This is a genomic window from Psychrobacter sp. P11G5, from assembly GCF_001593305.1.
Classification (GTDB): domain Bacteria; phylum Pseudomonadota; class Gammaproteobacteria; order Pseudomonadales; family Moraxellaceae; genus Psychrobacter.
The window spans coordinates 2,713,606-2,729,838 of sequence record NZ_CP012533.1; the positions used below are offsets into that span (position 1 = coordinate 2,713,606).

Consider the following 16,233-nt stretch of genomic DNA (forward strand, 5'->3'; position numbering starts at 1 on the left):
GTTACTTACATGGTTAACACTAGAACCAAAACATCACACCAGCAGTCAGACTATTAGAATCAACGTCTTCGTCCTCTTGACGACGTAAGTCTCGCGCATCACCCAAGGCGCTCTCGTAGCTGAAACCAACATAAGGCGCGAGCTGACGACTGAATGTCTCATAAGCCAGCCTAACTTCAGCTTCAAACTCATTAAAGCCTTTAGTAATACCGTTATCGGTATCATCTTTACTAAAGGCAGTCAGCTCCAGCTCTGGTCTGACCACCCAACGCTGATCTAAGCGCCACTCGTACGCTGCCCCAAGATCAAGCTGGACTTGACCATCAGTATATAGATAAGCTCTTGCGTCAGTCTCAACGAAGTACGGCGCCGTACCAGCAATGCCTGCCATGATTGCGGACTTATCGTTTTCAGTATTATAAGCAATACCCGCTTCTCCATTCCAGAGGATACCGAGCGGCTTCCAATAAGCGAGTGAGCTTAGACTATCGATCTCTTTATCATCGTTAGTTTGAGCACTACCTTCACTGCGTAGAGTGACACGATTACTATCAGTACCGTACCACGTATCAAACTCAAAATCGATTTGGTCATTCTCAAACTGATAGCCCAAAGTTTCTACTGACACACCCCATAACGGTAAGCTACCCATCATCACAGGCTTACCAAAGCGACCATAGGGAACACCGTTCGAGTAGTCAGGGCTTCGAGCATCGGCTGGTGCTTCGCCACCTTGCATTCCTGACATGTCCATACTGCCATGATCCATGCCCGACATATCCATGCCACTATGATCCATACCTGACATATCGCCCGACATATCCATGCCACTATGATCCATATCTGACATGTCACCTGACATATCCATACCACTATGATCCATATCCGACATATCGCCTGACATATCCATGCCACTATGGTCCATATCTGACATATCGCCTGACATATCCATGCCACTATGGTCCATATCTGACATATTGCCCGACATATCCATGCTGCTGTGATCCATATCTGACATATCCATACCAGACATGTCCATACTGCCATGATCCATGTTCGACATGTCCATACTACTATGGTCCATATCTGACATAGTCATGTCTTTTTTAACCGTGGACGGGTCAGCAGCATTAGCAAATGATGATGCTAATAATACCAATGATGATACCCCGGCGAACCGTAAACCTACTTTATGTATTTTCATCTCATCTCTCACCTATCAACCAAAGATTTGCTTAAACAACGGCAACTTCTCTAAACATCCCTGCTTCCATGTGATAGAGCAAGTGGCAATGCCATGCCCATCTGCCAGCTTCTCCGGTGACATCAAAGCTTATCTTTTGTGCAGGCTGTACCATTATCGTATGCTTACGTACTTGAAACTCACCTGAAGGCATCCGCAGATCGCTCCACATACCATGCAAATGCATGGGATGATTCATCATGGTGTCATTGACTAAGGTAATACGTACGCGCTCACCCGGCTTAATATTGACCGGTGCGGCATCTTTGAACATAACCCCGTCTAGAGCCCAAATATAGCGCTCCATGTTTCCCGTCAGATGTATTTCAATCTCTCTGGTGGGTTTGCGCTGCTCTGCCATTATCTCATCGCCGACAGAGCGCAACTGACTATAATTCAAAACCTTTCTATCAATGTTACGTAGATTAATACCAGGGTCATCAAGGTTCATACGCGGACTATCAACGCGCATATCGGACTTAAAGTCATATTCTGTTTTGGCATGTTTAGCGTTATAGCCATTCGATCCCATGGCGCCCATCATGTCGGCCATCGTCAGCCATTCGATTTTGTCCATAGCAGGTATCGCAGGACGAGCACCTTTTTTGGTAGCAAGCGTTGTCGCAACATAGCCTGACCGATCTATGTTTTGAGCAAATATGGTATGCGCGTCTTTAGTGGGCGTCACGATGACATCATAAGTCTCGGCCACCCCAATACGGAAATCATCGATATCGACGGGACTGACATCAATCCCATCCGTCGCGACGACTTTCATTTTTAGGCCGGGGATGCGTACATCAAATATCGTCTGCGCTGAACCATTAATAAAACGTAGTTTGACCGGCTGTCCAGCCTTGACAAGTTGCGTCCAGTTAGCCGCTGTGGTTTTACCATTCATAAGATAAGTAAACGTGGTCTCACCAGATAAATCAGTAAAGTCTGTCGGCATCATCCGCATCTGATTCCACGTTTTGCGCTTATCAAAAGCCGCCTCAAGATCCGTAGCGGCAATATCGGACAATAGCTTTTTAAAGTCTGGCAGATGATAATTATCAAAGTCAGCACGCTGCTTAAGTAGTTTTAGCAGATTATGCGGATCGCGATGCGTCCAATCACTAAGCAGGATAACGTGATCTTCCTCGATAGGATAGCGTTCGCGCCCTTTAGGTTCAATCACAATAGCCCCGCGCATACCGGTCTGCTCTTGGAAGCCAGTATGCGAGTGATACCAATAAGTGCCTGACTGTATCAGTTTAAATTTGTACGTGAAGGTGCTACCCGCAGGAATACCATCAAAGCTGATACCCGGTACGCCATCCATCTCAAACGGCACTAAGAGGCCATGCCAGTGAATAGAGGTCGACTCATTCAGCTGATTATGGACTCGAATGGTGACCGTATCGCCTTCTTGCATCTTAAGCGTTGGCGCAGGCAGTGAGTCATTTATCAGCGTTGCCATGCTTGACTTGCCGTTGACCGTTATCATCTTCTCACTGACATAAAGATCAAACTCTTTGCCTGTCAGTATAGGTACAATGTGATCGGCTCTATCACTATTGACTACGACATTTTGGCTTTTAGTTAAAGCACTATTAGCCATCGTCGGTAGTGTGGATAGCATCGACGCGCCAAGTAGCGTAGATGACCCTGTCAAAAAACGCCTGCGGTTAAATCTGTTTTTATTCATAATATTGACCTAAGTTAATCCATGAAATGAGAGTTGAACTTATATATCTGATAACTTATTAATAGAACTACATCTGCTGCGCTGGCGACTCAATAGCCGCATACACTTGAGTGCTGCCATCCTTGTTCAATTGCATGACTTTATAGGGCATGAATTTACCTTCATACTCCATACCGGGGCTACCAACCGGCATACTCGGTACGGCAAGTCCAATAGCTTGTGCAGGAGGATTTGCTAAGAATTCAGCCATGTATTTAGCAGGAACGTGACCTTCAAAAACATAACCATTAGTAGTGACGGTGGTATGACAAGAGCGCATTTGCTGCGGGACACCGTAACGCTCTTTAAATAAAGATAAATCTGTAACGTCTTGCGCAGTTGCGCTTAGACCATGACCTTCGGCATAGCCTACCCATTCTTTGCAGCAGCCGCAGTTGGCATCTTTATAAACTGTGGCTGAGACGTTTTTGAGTAATGATGACGAGCTGTTAACGGGAGCATTTGTAGGAGCAGAACTTTCATTTTGTACTTGTGCATTCTGGGTAGCAGACTGTTCAACCTTTACTGGTTGAGAATCAGAGCCACTGGTATTAGATTGGCTGCAAGCGGCTAGCGTTAACGAGAGTGACGATGTCACCACCAATAAAAGGACACGACTGGATAACCAGCTATGTCCATTAGAAAGCACATGTGTGTAATGTCTCATTAAATTACTCCTAAACGTCTATTATTATGCTCGATATTCTAAAAACTTACACCCTATATTTAATTCTTATGTACTTAACTAAAAACATTAAATGCAGCACTGTTCAGTACTGCATTATTAATATAATAGCGACAACCGTGAGTTAGGAGGCTTTCATATCTAGAAAGTATTAATGCTGCATTCCAGATTCATCATCCGACATATTCATATCACCGTCAAATGACATGTCCATCATATCGCCATCTATCCTAGTGGTTAGCATCGTGTACTGAGCTTCATCTAATTCAGGTAACGATCTAATGAAGGCTACCATTGCCCACATTCTAGCGTCGTCATGAGAAGCACCCCACGTAGGCATTCCAGATGCCATAATACCGTGCTTGATTGCCCAAAAGCCTTGCTTTGCACCGTCTTCTGTTTGATAACGTTTGACAATATCAGCCTTGGTAAAGTTGGGCGGCTTTGGATATAAGCCCTCACTAAAGTCAGTTTGTGCCACTCCCGGAGACAAGTGACAGCCTGCACACATATCCTTATAGTCCGCGCCCCCAGAAATGATATCGACCTTCTCTAAGTCTGGTACCACAATATCTTTACTGGCATTTGCTATGGAACGATTGCGAGCGGTTTCCAAAAAGCTAAACATCATTGGGCTATGCTCTTGGTCAGCTCCCACATTGACAACACCACTAGTAACAACCGCAAACACGCCAACGATTGCCACAAATACGGTAAAGAGCGCACCCAATAAAAATTTCATATGTTTTCCTAAAACTTTATTTTCGTTAAGTGTTGACTGCTATTTAGCAGAGCTAAAATTTTTAAGATTTACTGTCGTTAGTAACACAGTTTTTTTGGTACATTTGCTTCATTTTACCCATGTTAGCCATCATTGCTTTCATAGCAGGATCTTTCATATCCATCTTGCTATGATCCATTTTTTGCATCATTTGCATATTCTTTTCCAACTTTTCACAGTTCATTTGATCTTTTTTAGCATGCAATTTTGGATCATGCGCCATAGCTGAGGTCGATACGACAAGAGCGATGACCGTCATTGCGATTGATTTAGACAGTAATTTAAATTGTGACATGATTAATTCCTATTATTTGGATTAAAGGTTATTGAGTTCAATAGCTGTTAAACCAGCCTAAATGATACATTAATCATTCTGACTGGTAGATGACGATAAGATTACAATTCTGTCATTCTCACCGCTTTAGATTTTAATGCGCGATATATTCATTTAATATGGCTTCAGCATTTCTATCACGATCGCTACCATATTTTTTTACAAAATACTTTTCAGACTGCAAATGTTGATCTTGATGTTGAACCTGACAAGCCACTCTGGCGTCGACATAACTTTTCTTTTGCTCTTTGGACATTTGTGCATCATTATGATCTGCGTTTCTTGCAAAACTAGTGAGCGCATCACAATTACCGAGAACAGAAGCATCTAAGTTTGTGGTATGCGCATTGGCCGCTGACATGCCCACTAACATCGATACTGAAAGCAAAGCTGCTTTTTTTAATGAACTATAATTTTTCATATAAGACCCTTTAAAGATAAATAACAAACTGTTTAAGTAGGATAATTGCTTTACTCGTAGAGGCAGTCTGTATCAGAGACAAGCCAATATGCGGCGTTGATTTAGAATACTAAATGGTGGCTGACAGCTAGATGACACGGATATTACATGTTCGTTAGGAACAGCATAATATTGTCATCTTCTTGTCATTAAAACCAAATACCAGCATCTGTCTCTATCCAAAGAACACTGTTATAACAAGGGTTCCTGATAAATATATGGCTGATAAGCTAACAATGTTAGTGATACGCTGTTGACAACTATAATGATATAAAGGTAAGCAACGATGAAAGTACTGTTAGTAGAAGATGAGAAAAACCTTGGAGAATATATTAAGAAAGGCTTAACTGAGGCCGGTTTCATCGTGGATCATCACATGACAGGTTTAGATGGCTATCATGCGTTAATGACTGAAGATTTTAGTGTGGTTTTGATGGATGTGATGCTGCCTGACGTCAGCGGCTTTGAGCTGATACAGCGCTACCGTGCTGCTGGAAAGCATACGCCTGTTTTATTTTTAACCGCTAAAGATGATTTAAGCGATCGGATTAAGGGCATTGAAATTGGTGGCGATGATTATCTGACCAAACCTTTTGCTTTTGCCGAGCTAATTGTCCGAATAAAAAGCCTATTGCGGCGTGCCAATCAATCAGACTATAAAAGCTCTGTCATACATATGGCTGACCTAAAAATGGATATTGCTAAACGCACTGTATATAGAGGCGATACCAACATAAAATTGACTGCTAAAGAATTTGCTTTATTACAACTTTTCTTAGAACGTCAAGGTGAGGTACTGCCACGCACTGTGATTGCCTCACAAGTATGGGACATAAATTTTGACAGTGATACAAATGTCATTGACGTCGCTATAAGGCGCTTGCGGATAAAAATTGATGATGGATTTGATATAAAGCTGATTCATACGGTACGCGGAATGGGCTACAAGTTAGAGCCACTGGCTGTCGACGTGGATAGTGGCATGGGCGACGATAGTATTAATAAAGACAGTCTGACATCAAATGAGACATAAATCTAAGAATCGGCGTTGGTCACTGTTATGGCGAACTGTTTTTTTACTGACAATATTTGTTGTTATCTCTCAAGTTATTATTTATATATGGGTTCAGCGCTCTGTTAACGAGCACTTTGAGCAAATGGACTCAGAGATTATTACCCATGCAGCTTTTAACCTGCGTAAACGCATGGTGAATTTTAACGATCACATAGAACCTTTTACAGTGTCAAAGTCGCAAGCGCTAATTGATGCCAATCATCTACATTCTTCTTGGTTAGACTATGATTTAAAAACGTTAATATCAGACAAAAACGGCAATTTATTGTCCAGCGATCCCAGTAATTTCATCAATGATCTACCGGCAGATTTTAGCTTGTTACAACTATTGCAGGACTATCGCGATCAGCAGTTTATGATCAAGATAAATAATAGGCATTACCGAGCCATTATCATTACACATCAAGAGGTTTTGGCATTTATTGCTCTACCTATCGATGTGCATCATCAATATCTTATCCAGTTTAATCGCCAGCTGAGCTTGATACTTATCGCCATTACCTTATTATTGGTTTCAGTAGCAGCACTAAGTGTACACTGGGGTTTTGCTCCCCTAGCTACTATCGTACAAAAGATGAAAGGCATTAATCTTCAAAGGTTAGATGAAAGAATTGTGGTTGGCGATATGCCGTTAGAATTACGTCCACTAACGGAGTCTTATAATTCTATGATGGTCAAGCTTGAAAGTAACTTTGAATCATTATCACGGTTTTCAGACAATATCGCCCATGAGCTACGTACGCCAATAGCGACGCTGAGTACGCAAACGCAAGTCATGTTAACTAAGCCAAGAGAAAGCGACGAATACATTGAGCAATTGCATCATCAGCATGATACGTTAAAGCAGTTATCCGCCATGATTAACGATATGTTATTACTGGCAAAAACTCAAAAAGAGCTGAGTGATTCGCAAATCAGTCATGTCGATATAGAGAGCTTGATCACAAAGCTTATAGATTATTATGAGATGATTGCTGAGGATCGTGAGATAATCTTTGAAAAATCGGGTGATTTTAAAACAGTACTAGGTGATAAAGGCTTATTGCAACGGCTGTTTGCCAACCTGATGTCAAATGCGATTTATTATGCGGCTAGTAATAGCACTATTATGATATCCGCTACTGTCCTCACTTCAAGCACCTCGCTTAATGCGCCAAAAGACGATATTCAATCCCCAGAGCAGCTCTGGTTAAGAATAACTATGACCAACCGTCTAGACAAACCATTAAATCAGATTGAAGCCGATAAACTGTTTGAGCGATTCTATCGTCATGATAAAACGAATACGATGCATTCAGGAACAGGCTTAGGCTTAGGCTTATCTATTGTGCAAGCTATCGCCAATGCTCATAATGGCAAAGTTAGTATTACTATCAAAGATGAGTGTCTTTTTGAGGTTGCTGTAAAGTTGTTGATTGCCAGGTAGTAAATACCTTCATACTGTCTATGAACCGCTCAGATTAGATCGAAGGCGAGTTTACTTGGAAGGTCTCTCTATCCATAAGATGAGATTCTGACTTGCGATAGTTGTACTTTTCAATTGTTGGACAAAAAATTTCTTATATAAGCCTATTTCATACATTCTATTACCAATAATTATGGTGCCTTTATGATGATTCATCCTCAGTATGATCCCGTAGCGCTTTCCTTGGGTCCATTGGAAGTGCACTGGTATGGGCTAATGTATTTGCTAGCCTTTGCTGCCGCTTACGGTTTGGCTTGGTATCGCAGTACCAAACGCGACAATTGGACCACCGACATGGTCTCTGACTTAGTCTTTTATGGCGCGCTTGGTGTCATCTTAGGCGGTCGTATTGGCTATGTGCTGTTTTATCAGTTCGGTGAATTACTCCAAAACCCTGCCTATATATTAAAAGTCTGGGAAGGCGGTATGTCTTTCCACGGCGGCTTTATCGGCGTCATGCTAGGTATGTGGTTCTTTGCCCGTAAATATAAAAAGACTACCTTTCAAGTATTCGATTTTATCGTTCCTTGTGTACCAACCGGCTTACTGTTTGGGCGTATCGGCAACTATATCAATGGCGAATTATGGGGTCGCGTCTCAGACGGTGGCTATAACTGGCTGACCTACTTTCCGCAAGCCGCGGCGTTTGATATGGAGCAATTACAGAGCAATCCACAATTGCAAGAATTGATGATTGAAGTCAATGGTCAATACATATTGCCTCGTCATCCATCACAGCTATATGAAGCCTTTGCCGAAGGTCTGCTGCTATTTATATTCTTATGGTGGTATTCATCAAAACCACGTCCACGTATGGCCGCCTCCGCTGTATTCTTACTAGGCTATGGCATCAGCCGCTTTATCATTGAATTCTTCCGCCAGCCAGATGCTGACCAAGGATTCATATTATTAGGTTGGATGACCAAAGGGCAAATCTTAAGCGCGCCGATGATTATCGCCGGCTTAATCATGCTGATTTATGCTTACAAACGCGGTATTTATGATTGGGGTAAGCAGTCTGCATATTAGAAATAAGTGTCGAGGTGCATGAACAAATAAATATAAATGCAGTTCTAACAAGATACATTCCATTTGCAGAATTAATACCTAACCCCAGTTCGGGATAAGCGCTCAAAAAAAAGATAAAAAAAGAAGTCCAAAGTTGCTAAAGTAAGTTTACCAAGACCACTTAAGCAAAAAGGACTTCTTACATGGACAACCTAACCGAACTATACTGCCATATTGACGACTTTTATCAGCAATTCAAACCTGAGTTTGACGCTCATTTAATCGCAACGGGCCGTCAACGGCTAAGAGCATGCCAGATAAGTGTAGCAGAGATGATGACCATCTTGGTACTGTTTCATCAACTGCGGTATCGACAGTTTAAGGCGTTTTACTACCATCACATGCTTGGCATGATGAAACGGGAGTTTCCAAATCTGCCGAGCTACTCGCGATTTATAGAGCTTGTGCCGCGCAGTATCATGCCACTGTGCAGCTACTTGCAAAGCATGATGGGCGACTGTACGGGTATCAGCTATATTGATTCAACCAAGATAGCAGTTTGTCATAACAAGCGTATCTACCGTCATAAAGTCTTTGAGAGTATGGCGCAAAGAGGTAAAGGTAGTATGGGCTGGTTTTACGGCTTTAAGCTACACGCCATTATCAATCATAAGGGCGAGCTTGTATCTGTTAAAGTCACTGCGGGTAATACGGATGACAGAGTGCCTGTTAAGGATATGGCAACACCTGTGTTTGGGGATAGAGGCTATATCAGTAAAGCCCTAAACGCGTGGCTCACAAAACACAGTGATACTACGTTGATCACTAAACTTCGGCGTCATATGAAACCCCAATTACTCAAGCCTATGGATGAGGCACTACTCAATCATCGCTCTTTGGTTGAAACGGTGTTTGGGGAGCTTAAAAACTTGTGTCAGATTGAGCATTCACGCCATCGTAGTGTCACGGGTTTTATTACAAACTTGCTGTCAGGTTTGATTGCTTATTGCTGGTTTCCCTATAAACCCACCATCAAAAATATGCCTCAGCAGAGACAGGTAGCGACATTGTAAATAGTATCAATGAGTTACAATGTGGCTTATCCCGAACTGGGGTTACCCCATTATTGATAGTAGATTCACTGATTTTTAAATTCTAGGCGTCGCTGTCGAACACCGAAGCAAACTTAAATAACTTATGACGCATTATCTAAAATCACTAACTCTTCATCCGTAATCAATACCATATAAACAAAAAATCGCAGCAACGGAGAAAATTGCCATTTATCATTTACAGAGGATCTGTTATCAATCAAAGCGATTCCAATGTTGAACGTACCCATACTATCTTTACTGATGCTACGCAATCCCTTCATATCAGCTAAATTAAGATGGACTTGTGATGCCGCAGGATGAGCAACTAGCCAATTTTTCGCTGGCAGTAATTGTTTGGCAATTTTGATAAAACGTCGTAACGCTTTCTTTTCTTTGATTGAAAAAGGAACAAACGCCTTACTGTAAGATAGATGCTCTTGGCATAGAGCTATAAACCACTGCCAATCATCTAATGAGTTATCTCGTAGTTTTTGAGCACTGCTTTGCAGTGAAGACAGTAATCTATAATCACTTTTGTACTGAATACTTTTTGGAAGGCCATTTGTTCCAATGAATCTAGGGTTATCATGGCTCGAGGTCACATTGGCTACTTTTCGCGCTCGATTTATAATGATATCTGCGTCGTGTAAATCAATATTAACCATTATTGCAGCCTGCTTTAAAGCTATGCCTAAAGCATTTTGCTGTAATAAGAACCAAATGCTATTCATGCCATAGCGCATAAATAACGTTTCTGTCCTACTTTGTGAATCGACTAAAAGGGTCGTGTTTTTAATACATAAGCGAGGCGCTTCATATTTGCGCTGACTAAGACTTCGAAACAACAACTTTCGGACGCTAGTTAGGCTGACGTCGTTATGGTCGATAATGGCATCATTCTCTTTAAGCCTTTTTCTATTGATGCCAGTGACGTTGTTAATGGCAACAACTGGTAGCTTAATATTAGCGCCGCTCAGCGCATAAGTTGCCATTAAAACAGCGATATGGTTGTAATACTCAAAACTGCGCTGCGGTGATAAATGACCCATGATTCCAGATAGAGCGTACCAGCGATCTTGCGCATTAAGATGCTCACCAAGAACGCCATATTTGATCCGTTTAATGTCTTCTTCGTTATAATCAGTCAAAGCTTTAACAAGCTCAGTATCACCACATAGTACAAGTGATAAATTAGTAACCGCCGTATGTCGAAACGCATGAAAGGTTTGCTCCGGCTTATTACCTGGCTTTTTTGGGATGTCCTGTAAGATACGTCTTAGCAGTTGTAGCGGTACGTGATCATCAATTGGCGTCTTTTCAGAAGATAGTGTGAATATAAAGCTTCTAGGATTAAGACCGACAGTACTTTGTGTGTATCTTATAAATAATGCCAACTCGTCTGGCTGCAACAAAGCATAAATAGGGATTCTACGATTGCTGCCAGCTGTTTTTAAATCACGATAAGGATTACTACGAACAACAAGTGACGGAGACGGTGAATTTAGGCCTTCTATATCAATGTACCGTAATCCTAACAGCTCCTTTTTACGCATTCCTGTTCGATAGACCAGCATAAACATCAAAGCAAACATCTCTCGCTCTAGAATATCCACGCTATGCAAAATCTGTGTAATAATCGCGTGATACATATGAAGGGAAATCAACTCAGCACGAACGCGTCGACCCTCTTTTTCATAGGCAATCGTTACTTGTGGTAGATCGTAATTTTCATGAGCAAAGTTATGAAGGCGTTGTAACAGCTTTGCATAATAAGAAATATTTATGTGACGGCGAACTGTGGTTTTGTACTCCAAAATATCCTCATAGAGCACCTCAAAGTCCTCTTCATCCCAACCATCAATAGGCTGATTCATTGAAAAATACAGCCATTCATAGCCAATGCTTCTAATGTATTGCAACACGGAAGTACTTTTAATAGAATTGTCCAACTCATCTTTTAAAAGAGCCAGTATCCAATCTAAAAACACCCTCTCATTAACTGCAGTGTATTGCTCATACCTTTTTTCTATCCTTTGGATCAAAGTAAGCGGTTTATAGCCTAATCTCTTACTTTTTAGACTTCCTACAATTTTAAAATCACTAGCGATATCCGTAATCAGCTCTGAGCGCCGTACTTTTCTACCATGTAGGCTTGGAGTCGTGCTTTTATCTAATATATTTTCTGATCCTTTTATTGACAACTTTAGAATATCGTCTAAGTCGTAATTTTTTACCGATTTCTTATATTGTCCTTCTAAAAATTCTTTAAACTTCTCTTTGGTCAGCCCTGCTGTATTTTGCTTGCTACTCAGTACCGCTACGGAAGCTTGATCAATATCAGCACCATCAAGCATCTCCCAATGGTAACTTGCGTAAGACAGCATCTGCGGAAAAGTTAAAATCGTCAAACCCCCATTGTTAAGCACTGGTTTTAAAGCGTTTATCAAGTAACTCTCAGCACTTTTTTTTAAACTTTTTTCAGCCTCATCATTGATAGCCAGTTTATTTTTTGCTTGGCGATATCGTAGCAACCAGCATTGGCTGACCATATCTAGAACAATTTGCTGAGTGTTGTAAAGCTGATTTTGCGTGTTACTACGCTCATTGCCATAATACGCTTGTAGAAACCGGACTGATATTAGTAATCGCTTATTGATAAATGGCTGGTATTTTTCATTTATTAGAGCCTCAAGCCAACTTTCAAGTATGGCTTTACTATTAATGCCACCATACATGATGCCAGAGTAAACCAGCCATCCTAATATTTCTTCTAAGCTATACTCACTCGTTTGTGTCCAGTGGTGACTTACCGCTCGTACCATCTCATTAATTTGCTTACCTTTAGTGATCCAATCATTATTAATGAGGAGCGGATTAAATTTTGTGGGCAATACAGTCTTGATATTAGGATAGCGATAATCATTAAGCATAAAATGCTTGTTTTGATAGTCAATAAAACGATTTACCACTTTATAGGCTTGTTTAACTCTTTTCTCTGTTTGGCATGTCTGCGTGATGGTTTGATGAGCATAGCTTTGAAACTCTAAAAACCCTTCTGCATCTATGGGCCTGATTTGTTGATTTAAAACAATATTGAACTGTTGCAACAGCAAATCCCAACGCCACCAGCGCTTATCAAAATATATAATGCGACATCTATGCTTCTCTACTAAAAAAGTATGGCTATGATAAGCACAAGCTTTACGAGAGTATTTTTTAGTATCTTTTAGTATCTTGATATTATCAGGATACGCTTGACGTAGTTGCTCCCATTTGGTTTGAAACTTAGCAAGCAATCCAATTTCAAGCTGCTTGGCCTTCCCTACCTCTTCTAGTATTTGAGGGTCAGGGATATAAGCCTTTTTTCTTCCATCAAATTTTGCCAGTGTATCTATAATTTTAGGCGGCTTGATTTCATTTACGAGCACGACATGCTCCATTCATCATGATTGTTTTTGATATTAATTTCTTTTAAACCCAATGTCTCTGCCAGCTGTTCAAACTGATCACCCACTTGTTTAATCTGATGCTTACTAAGTGATGAGAAACGTCCTAATGCATGTTGGCGCGCTTTTTCATGACCAACAACTGCATTGATGAGCACCATATCAACGCCTAGTCTTTCAAGTTGAGTCCGTACAAAATGACGGGTCCAATAAGGGTCAGTGTCAATAATATCTTTGGTCATATGATAAGCGTCGCCTCGTTTGATGACATCAAGTGTACTGAAGTTCTCTGATAGCAGTCGCAATAATGCGATCTCATTACCTAGACGTATCTCATCAATACATTCGCTAATTTCCTGTTTCAATAAATTATTAAGCTGATAACCAATTAAATAGCTCCGGTAATCGCTTAGTAAGCGTATGAGTGTCGAACATAAAGGTATGAGTCTATGACTCTTTGATTTTCGATTGGGTTTGTCATCAATCATTAGCCAGCCAGCCTCAAGATCGATATCGCTCATCAGTCCGATACCGTTATTTGGTCGTACACCCGTCAATAAACAAAGTACAAACCATACGAAAATGCTGATACGATTAAAATGTGTATTGGCATCAGTACTGCTGTCCGCCCATGCTTGCAGCTCAGTGATAATCTCACGAACATAATTTGGCGTAAATGCAAATACAGAACCTAACGTGTACTTGTGCCAAGGGGTGATATATGACATATCAAAGTGATTGTCTTGATTAAATATACTCAGCGCTAATTTATAGTGAGACAAAATCTCTTCGCTAAGATGACTGCTGTAATACATGGCTGGAGCTTGAGAGGCAGGCGTTCTGCAAATCAGGTCAGCGATGTGAGCATTGCTGTTTGGCGTGTAGCGAGAAAGCACCACATGCAGTGCAGTCTCAATACGATTTGTTGATAAGTATGGCAAACTTATTTTAGCGCGTAGATAGGTAAGATATTCTTGAATATCATTATCTGATGGTAGCTCACCTGTTAATATTTCATCGATAAGCCATTGCGGGACAGGAATTTTAATGATGTCAAGCTGATTTTCATACTTACTACCATTAAACGCTTCTTGCCGTTTGGTAATACCAAGCGAATGCTGAATGTAGCTTCGATTCAAACCAATTTTAAAAATACTCGGATGACCAATGTATCCTGCAATAGTTAAAGATTTAATGGGCAACGCTGTAATCATAGACAGCAACAAAATGTAAGCACAGTCCCGATTGGAAGTGTTGGTTGAAAACTGAGTATCTTGGCAAAGCGCTGAAAATATCCGCTGATAGCTGGACTTTGGTAGTACCCGAACGTTTGAATTGAGCGCGAGTTCTTGTTGAGAAATGTGGTTTTGTTGCAGCGATAAGTCTATCGTTTGGAGCGGAAAAGACAGCCCTTTTGGCAAGTCAGTAGTGACTTCATAACTTATAAAGGGCGGGTCATAATGATCAATACTTTCTTCATATGTGGTGGTTAAGCCCTCATAACTCTCAGTCATCGCCGTATAAAACTGCGATTGCGACTCTAATACGAAATCTTCAAAATGTTCATCATTCGACCCTAGGTCATTTTGAACATTATTGACTGCTAACAATACAGGTTGATTGGCTAGGCTAATAGGCTTTATCTGGTTATTGGGTTCTATTTTTAGACGTTTTTTCACATAGTGAGCATCTTGATAAGACGCTATGATCTTATTAATTTGTCTGACATCAGGAAGCTTTAAAAACTCTTTTTGTGTACGATCACCATACTTAATCGCTAAACGCTTTGACACATCTTGTAGTGATATCAAGATATTATCTACTTTTTGCTCTGGTATCTCAGGAAGCTCACGCCAAATCCAGGTTCGTGTTGCTGCCTTTGAGAATTGAGCCAGTTTAAATTGCATCAAAATATTGTGCATATGCGTCTTTTTGCCATGATACATAAGCAAAACCGCAGTGTGTAACGCAATTGCAAGCCAATACAGCTTCTGCCGAAGACGAACGGTTTGACGACGCTTATACATGATATTTTGCATCAAAATTAAGACTTGCATTATAAGCGGCTTTTCACTGAGCTCAGATCTGCCAATGTGCATATCACGCTCGGCAACCGGTCTCTCATGCAATATTTTTATCACTTTATTAATCAGTTGCTCTTGGTGATCAGCATTGCAATAACCTTCCTGAACCACTGCTACGATATCACCAATAGCTGCTACTGCCCTTTCTCTATTCTTAAAATCGTCATGATCGCCTTGGTGGTTGATGGTCTGTTTGATAACGTCGAGACTCGGTACATCGCGAAGATGGTAGTGAGACTTAATAGTTGACATTATTTTTGTCCTTTTTATAACGTTTATAATAAGTCTGCTCATGAATGTTAATAAGATTACAAAAAGTACCGATAGAGAATTTTTTTGAGCTAAAAAGCTGCTGGTTTATATCAGCAGTGAGAAATCTATTTAAATGAATATAAATTAACCTGATATCTAAATATTTTTGATATCTACATATAATGTCAATCAATTCATAAAATGCATATTTAACCTCGAATTGCGCTTCATTAATTTTTACTATGGATACTTTCTCTGCGCACAACTCTTGGTTAAGATCTACAGTTTTTAACAGATAAAAAACTTCAAAGTTATTCACTAATTGTATTACTTCGCCGGTTTTTATAAATAGTATAGGCTTGGCTAGCGTCAGATTTTGATAAGCTATAAATGTGTTCGAAGATTTAATTTGCGGACGAATGAACTGATTATAGATTTCAAACAATTTGACGATGTCATTAACAATCACGACTGAAGTCTTTTGTAACTTAGCAATAGTGACATTATCCATTTTATATTCCTCTAAAATTTGACCTCTACCCTTGTTAAATACCTTACAACCTTAAAGGATATTAAA

13 protein-coding genes are annotated in these 16,233 nt (G+C 40.6%); 4 read left to right on the forward strand and 9 right to left on the reverse strand.

Going from position 1 to position 16,233, the window contains the following annotated elements; translation table 11 throughout:
• Nucleotides 1–19 precede the first annotated feature (19 nt).
• The 6 genes from AK825_RS11000 to AK825_RS11025 all read right to left on the reverse strand — a co-directional run bounded on the left by AK825_RS11000 (nucleotide 20) and on the right by AK825_RS11025 (nucleotide 5,193).
• Nucleotides 20–1,204, reverse strand: coding sequence for a copper resistance protein B (locus tag AK825_RS11000; RefSeq protein WP_068037343.1), 1,185 nt, complete (start codon nucleotides 1,202–1,204; stop codon nucleotides 20–22).
• A gap of 31 nt (nucleotides 1,205–1,235) precedes the next feature.
• Complete coding sequence (locus AK825_RS11005; RefSeq protein ID WP_068037346.1) at nucleotides 1,236–2,933, reverse strand: copper resistance system multicopper oxidase; 1,698 nt, start codon at nucleotides 2,931–2,933, stop codon at nucleotides 1,236–1,238.
• A gap of 67 nt (nucleotides 2,934–3,000) precedes the next feature.
• Entirely contained in the window at nucleotides 3,001–3,639 is a 639-nt protein-coding gene (locus tag AK825_RS11010) for a DUF411 domain-containing protein (RefSeq protein WP_068037351.1), read from the reverse strand.
• 169 nt (nucleotides 3,640–3,808) lie between these two features.
• The gene (locus tag AK825_RS11015; RefSeq protein WP_068037353.1) at nucleotides 3,809–4,399 is read right to left on the reverse strand and encodes a cytochrome c; all 591 of its coding nucleotides are present in this window, start codon (nucleotides 4,397–4,399) and stop codon (nucleotides 3,809–3,811) included.
• A gap of 61 nt (nucleotides 4,400–4,460) precedes the next feature.
• Nucleotides 4,461–4,733, reverse strand: coding sequence for a hypothetical protein (locus AK825_RS11020; RefSeq protein WP_068037357.1), 273 nt, complete (start codon nucleotides 4,731–4,733; stop codon nucleotides 4,461–4,463).
• Between the two features lie 133 nt (nucleotides 4,734–4,866).
• Entirely contained in the window at nucleotides 4,867–5,193 is a 327-nt protein-coding gene (locus tag AK825_RS11025) for a hypothetical protein (RefSeq protein ID WP_011959984.1), read from the reverse strand.
• A gap of 325 nt (nucleotides 5,194–5,518) precedes the next feature.
• On the opposite strand from AK825_RS11025, the gene AK825_RS11030 reads away from it, so the two are divergent.
• The 4 genes from AK825_RS11030 to AK825_RS11045 all read left to right on the forward strand — a co-directional run bounded on the left by AK825_RS11030 (nucleotide 5,519) and on the right by AK825_RS11045 (nucleotide 9,853).
• On the forward strand, nucleotides 5,519–6,265 hold the full coding sequence (locus tag AK825_RS11030; RefSeq protein WP_068037359.1) for a heavy metal response regulator transcription factor: 747 nt from the start codon (nucleotides 5,519–5,521) through the stop codon (nucleotides 6,263–6,265).
• Nucleotides 6,255–7,733 (forward strand): ATP-binding protein, encoded by a 1,479-nt coding sequence (locus AK825_RS11035; RefSeq protein WP_068037363.1) that lies wholly within the window; start codon nucleotides 6,255–6,257, stop codon nucleotides 7,731–7,733. Before AK825_RS11030 ends, AK825_RS11035 begins: the two co-directional genes overlap by 11 nt.
• A 183-nt stretch (nucleotides 7,734–7,916) precedes the next feature.
• The gene (lgt, locus tag AK825_RS11040) at nucleotides 7,917–8,801 is read left to right on the forward strand and encodes a prolipoprotein diacylglyceryl transferase (protein ID WP_011959981.1); all 885 of its coding nucleotides are present in this window, start codon (nucleotides 7,917–7,919) and stop codon (nucleotides 8,799–8,801) included.
• Between the two features lie 182 nt (nucleotides 8,802–8,983).
• On the forward strand, nucleotides 8,984–9,853 hold the full coding sequence (locus AK825_RS11045) for an IS982 family transposase (protein ID WP_068037366.1): 870 nt from the start codon (nucleotides 8,984–8,986) through the stop codon (nucleotides 9,851–9,853).
• A gap of 122 nt (nucleotides 9,854–9,975) precedes the next feature.
• Here AK825_RS11045 and AK825_RS11050 read toward each other — a convergent pair whose 3' ends face one another.
• From AK825_RS11050 to AK825_RS11060, 3 genes are read right to left on the reverse strand one after another with little or no spacing between them, the layout of a single operon-like run.
• Complete coding sequence (locus tag AK825_RS11050; protein WP_158511270.1) at nucleotides 9,976–13,302, reverse strand: site-specific integrase; 3,327 nt, start codon at nucleotides 13,300–13,302, stop codon at nucleotides 9,976–9,978.
• A complete protein-coding gene (locus tag AK825_RS11055; protein WP_068037372.1) occupies nucleotides 13,293–15,656 on the reverse strand; it encodes a hypothetical protein in 2,364 nt (787 codons plus the stop codon). Before AK825_RS11055 ends, AK825_RS11050 begins: the two co-directional genes overlap by 10 nt.
• Nucleotides 15,643–16,167 (reverse strand): hypothetical protein, encoded by a 525-nt coding sequence (locus tag AK825_RS11060; protein ID WP_068037374.1) that lies wholly within the window; start codon nucleotides 16,165–16,167, stop codon nucleotides 15,643–15,645. Before AK825_RS11060 ends, AK825_RS11055 begins: the two co-directional genes overlap by 14 nt.
• Nucleotides 16,168–16,233: the final 66 nt, after the last annotated feature.

Coding starts and splice junctions, on each gene's coding strand:
- AK825_RS11015 (WP_068037353.1), bottom strand. CDS start 4,399: ATGAAATTTTTATTGGGTGCGCTCTTTACCGTATTTGTGGCAATCGTT.
- AK825_RS11035 (WP_068037363.1), top strand. CDS start 6,255: ATGAGACATAAATCTAAGAATCGGCGTTGGTCACTGTTATGGCGAACT.
- AK825_RS11010 (WP_068037351.1), bottom strand. CDS start 3,639: ATGAGACATTACACACATGTGCTTTCTAATGGACATAGCTGGTTATCC.
- AK825_RS11045 (WP_068037366.1), top strand. CDS start 8,984: ATGGACAACCTAACCGAACTATACTGCCATATTGACGACTTTTATCAG.
- AK825_RS11030 (WP_068037359.1), top strand. CDS start 5,519: ATGAAAGTACTGTTAGTAGAAGATGAGAAAAACCTTGGAGAATATATT.
- AK825_RS11060 (WP_068037374.1), bottom strand. CDS start 16,167: ATGGATAATGTCACTATTGCTAAGTTACAAAAGACTTCAGTCGTGATT.
- AK825_RS11020 (WP_068037357.1), bottom strand. CDS start 4,733: ATGTCACAATTTAAATTACTGTCTAAATCAATCGCAATGACGGTCATC.
- AK825_RS11055 (WP_068037372.1), bottom strand. CDS start 15,656: ATGTCAACTATTAAGTCTCACTACCATCTTCGCGATGTACCGAGTCTC.
- lgt (WP_011959981.1), top strand. CDS start 7,917: ATGATGATTCATCCTCAGTATGATCCCGTAGCGCTTTCCTTGGGTCCA.
- AK825_RS11000 (WP_068037343.1), bottom strand. CDS start 1,204: ATGAAAATACATAAAGTAGGTTTACGGTTCGCCGGGGTATCATCATTG.
- AK825_RS11025 (WP_011959984.1), bottom strand. CDS start 5,193: ATGAAAAATTATAGTTCATTAAAAAAAGCAGCTTTGCTTTCAGTATCG.
- AK825_RS11005 (WP_068037346.1), bottom strand. CDS start 2,933: ATGAATAAAAACAGATTTAACCGCAGGCGTTTTTTGACAGGGTCATCT.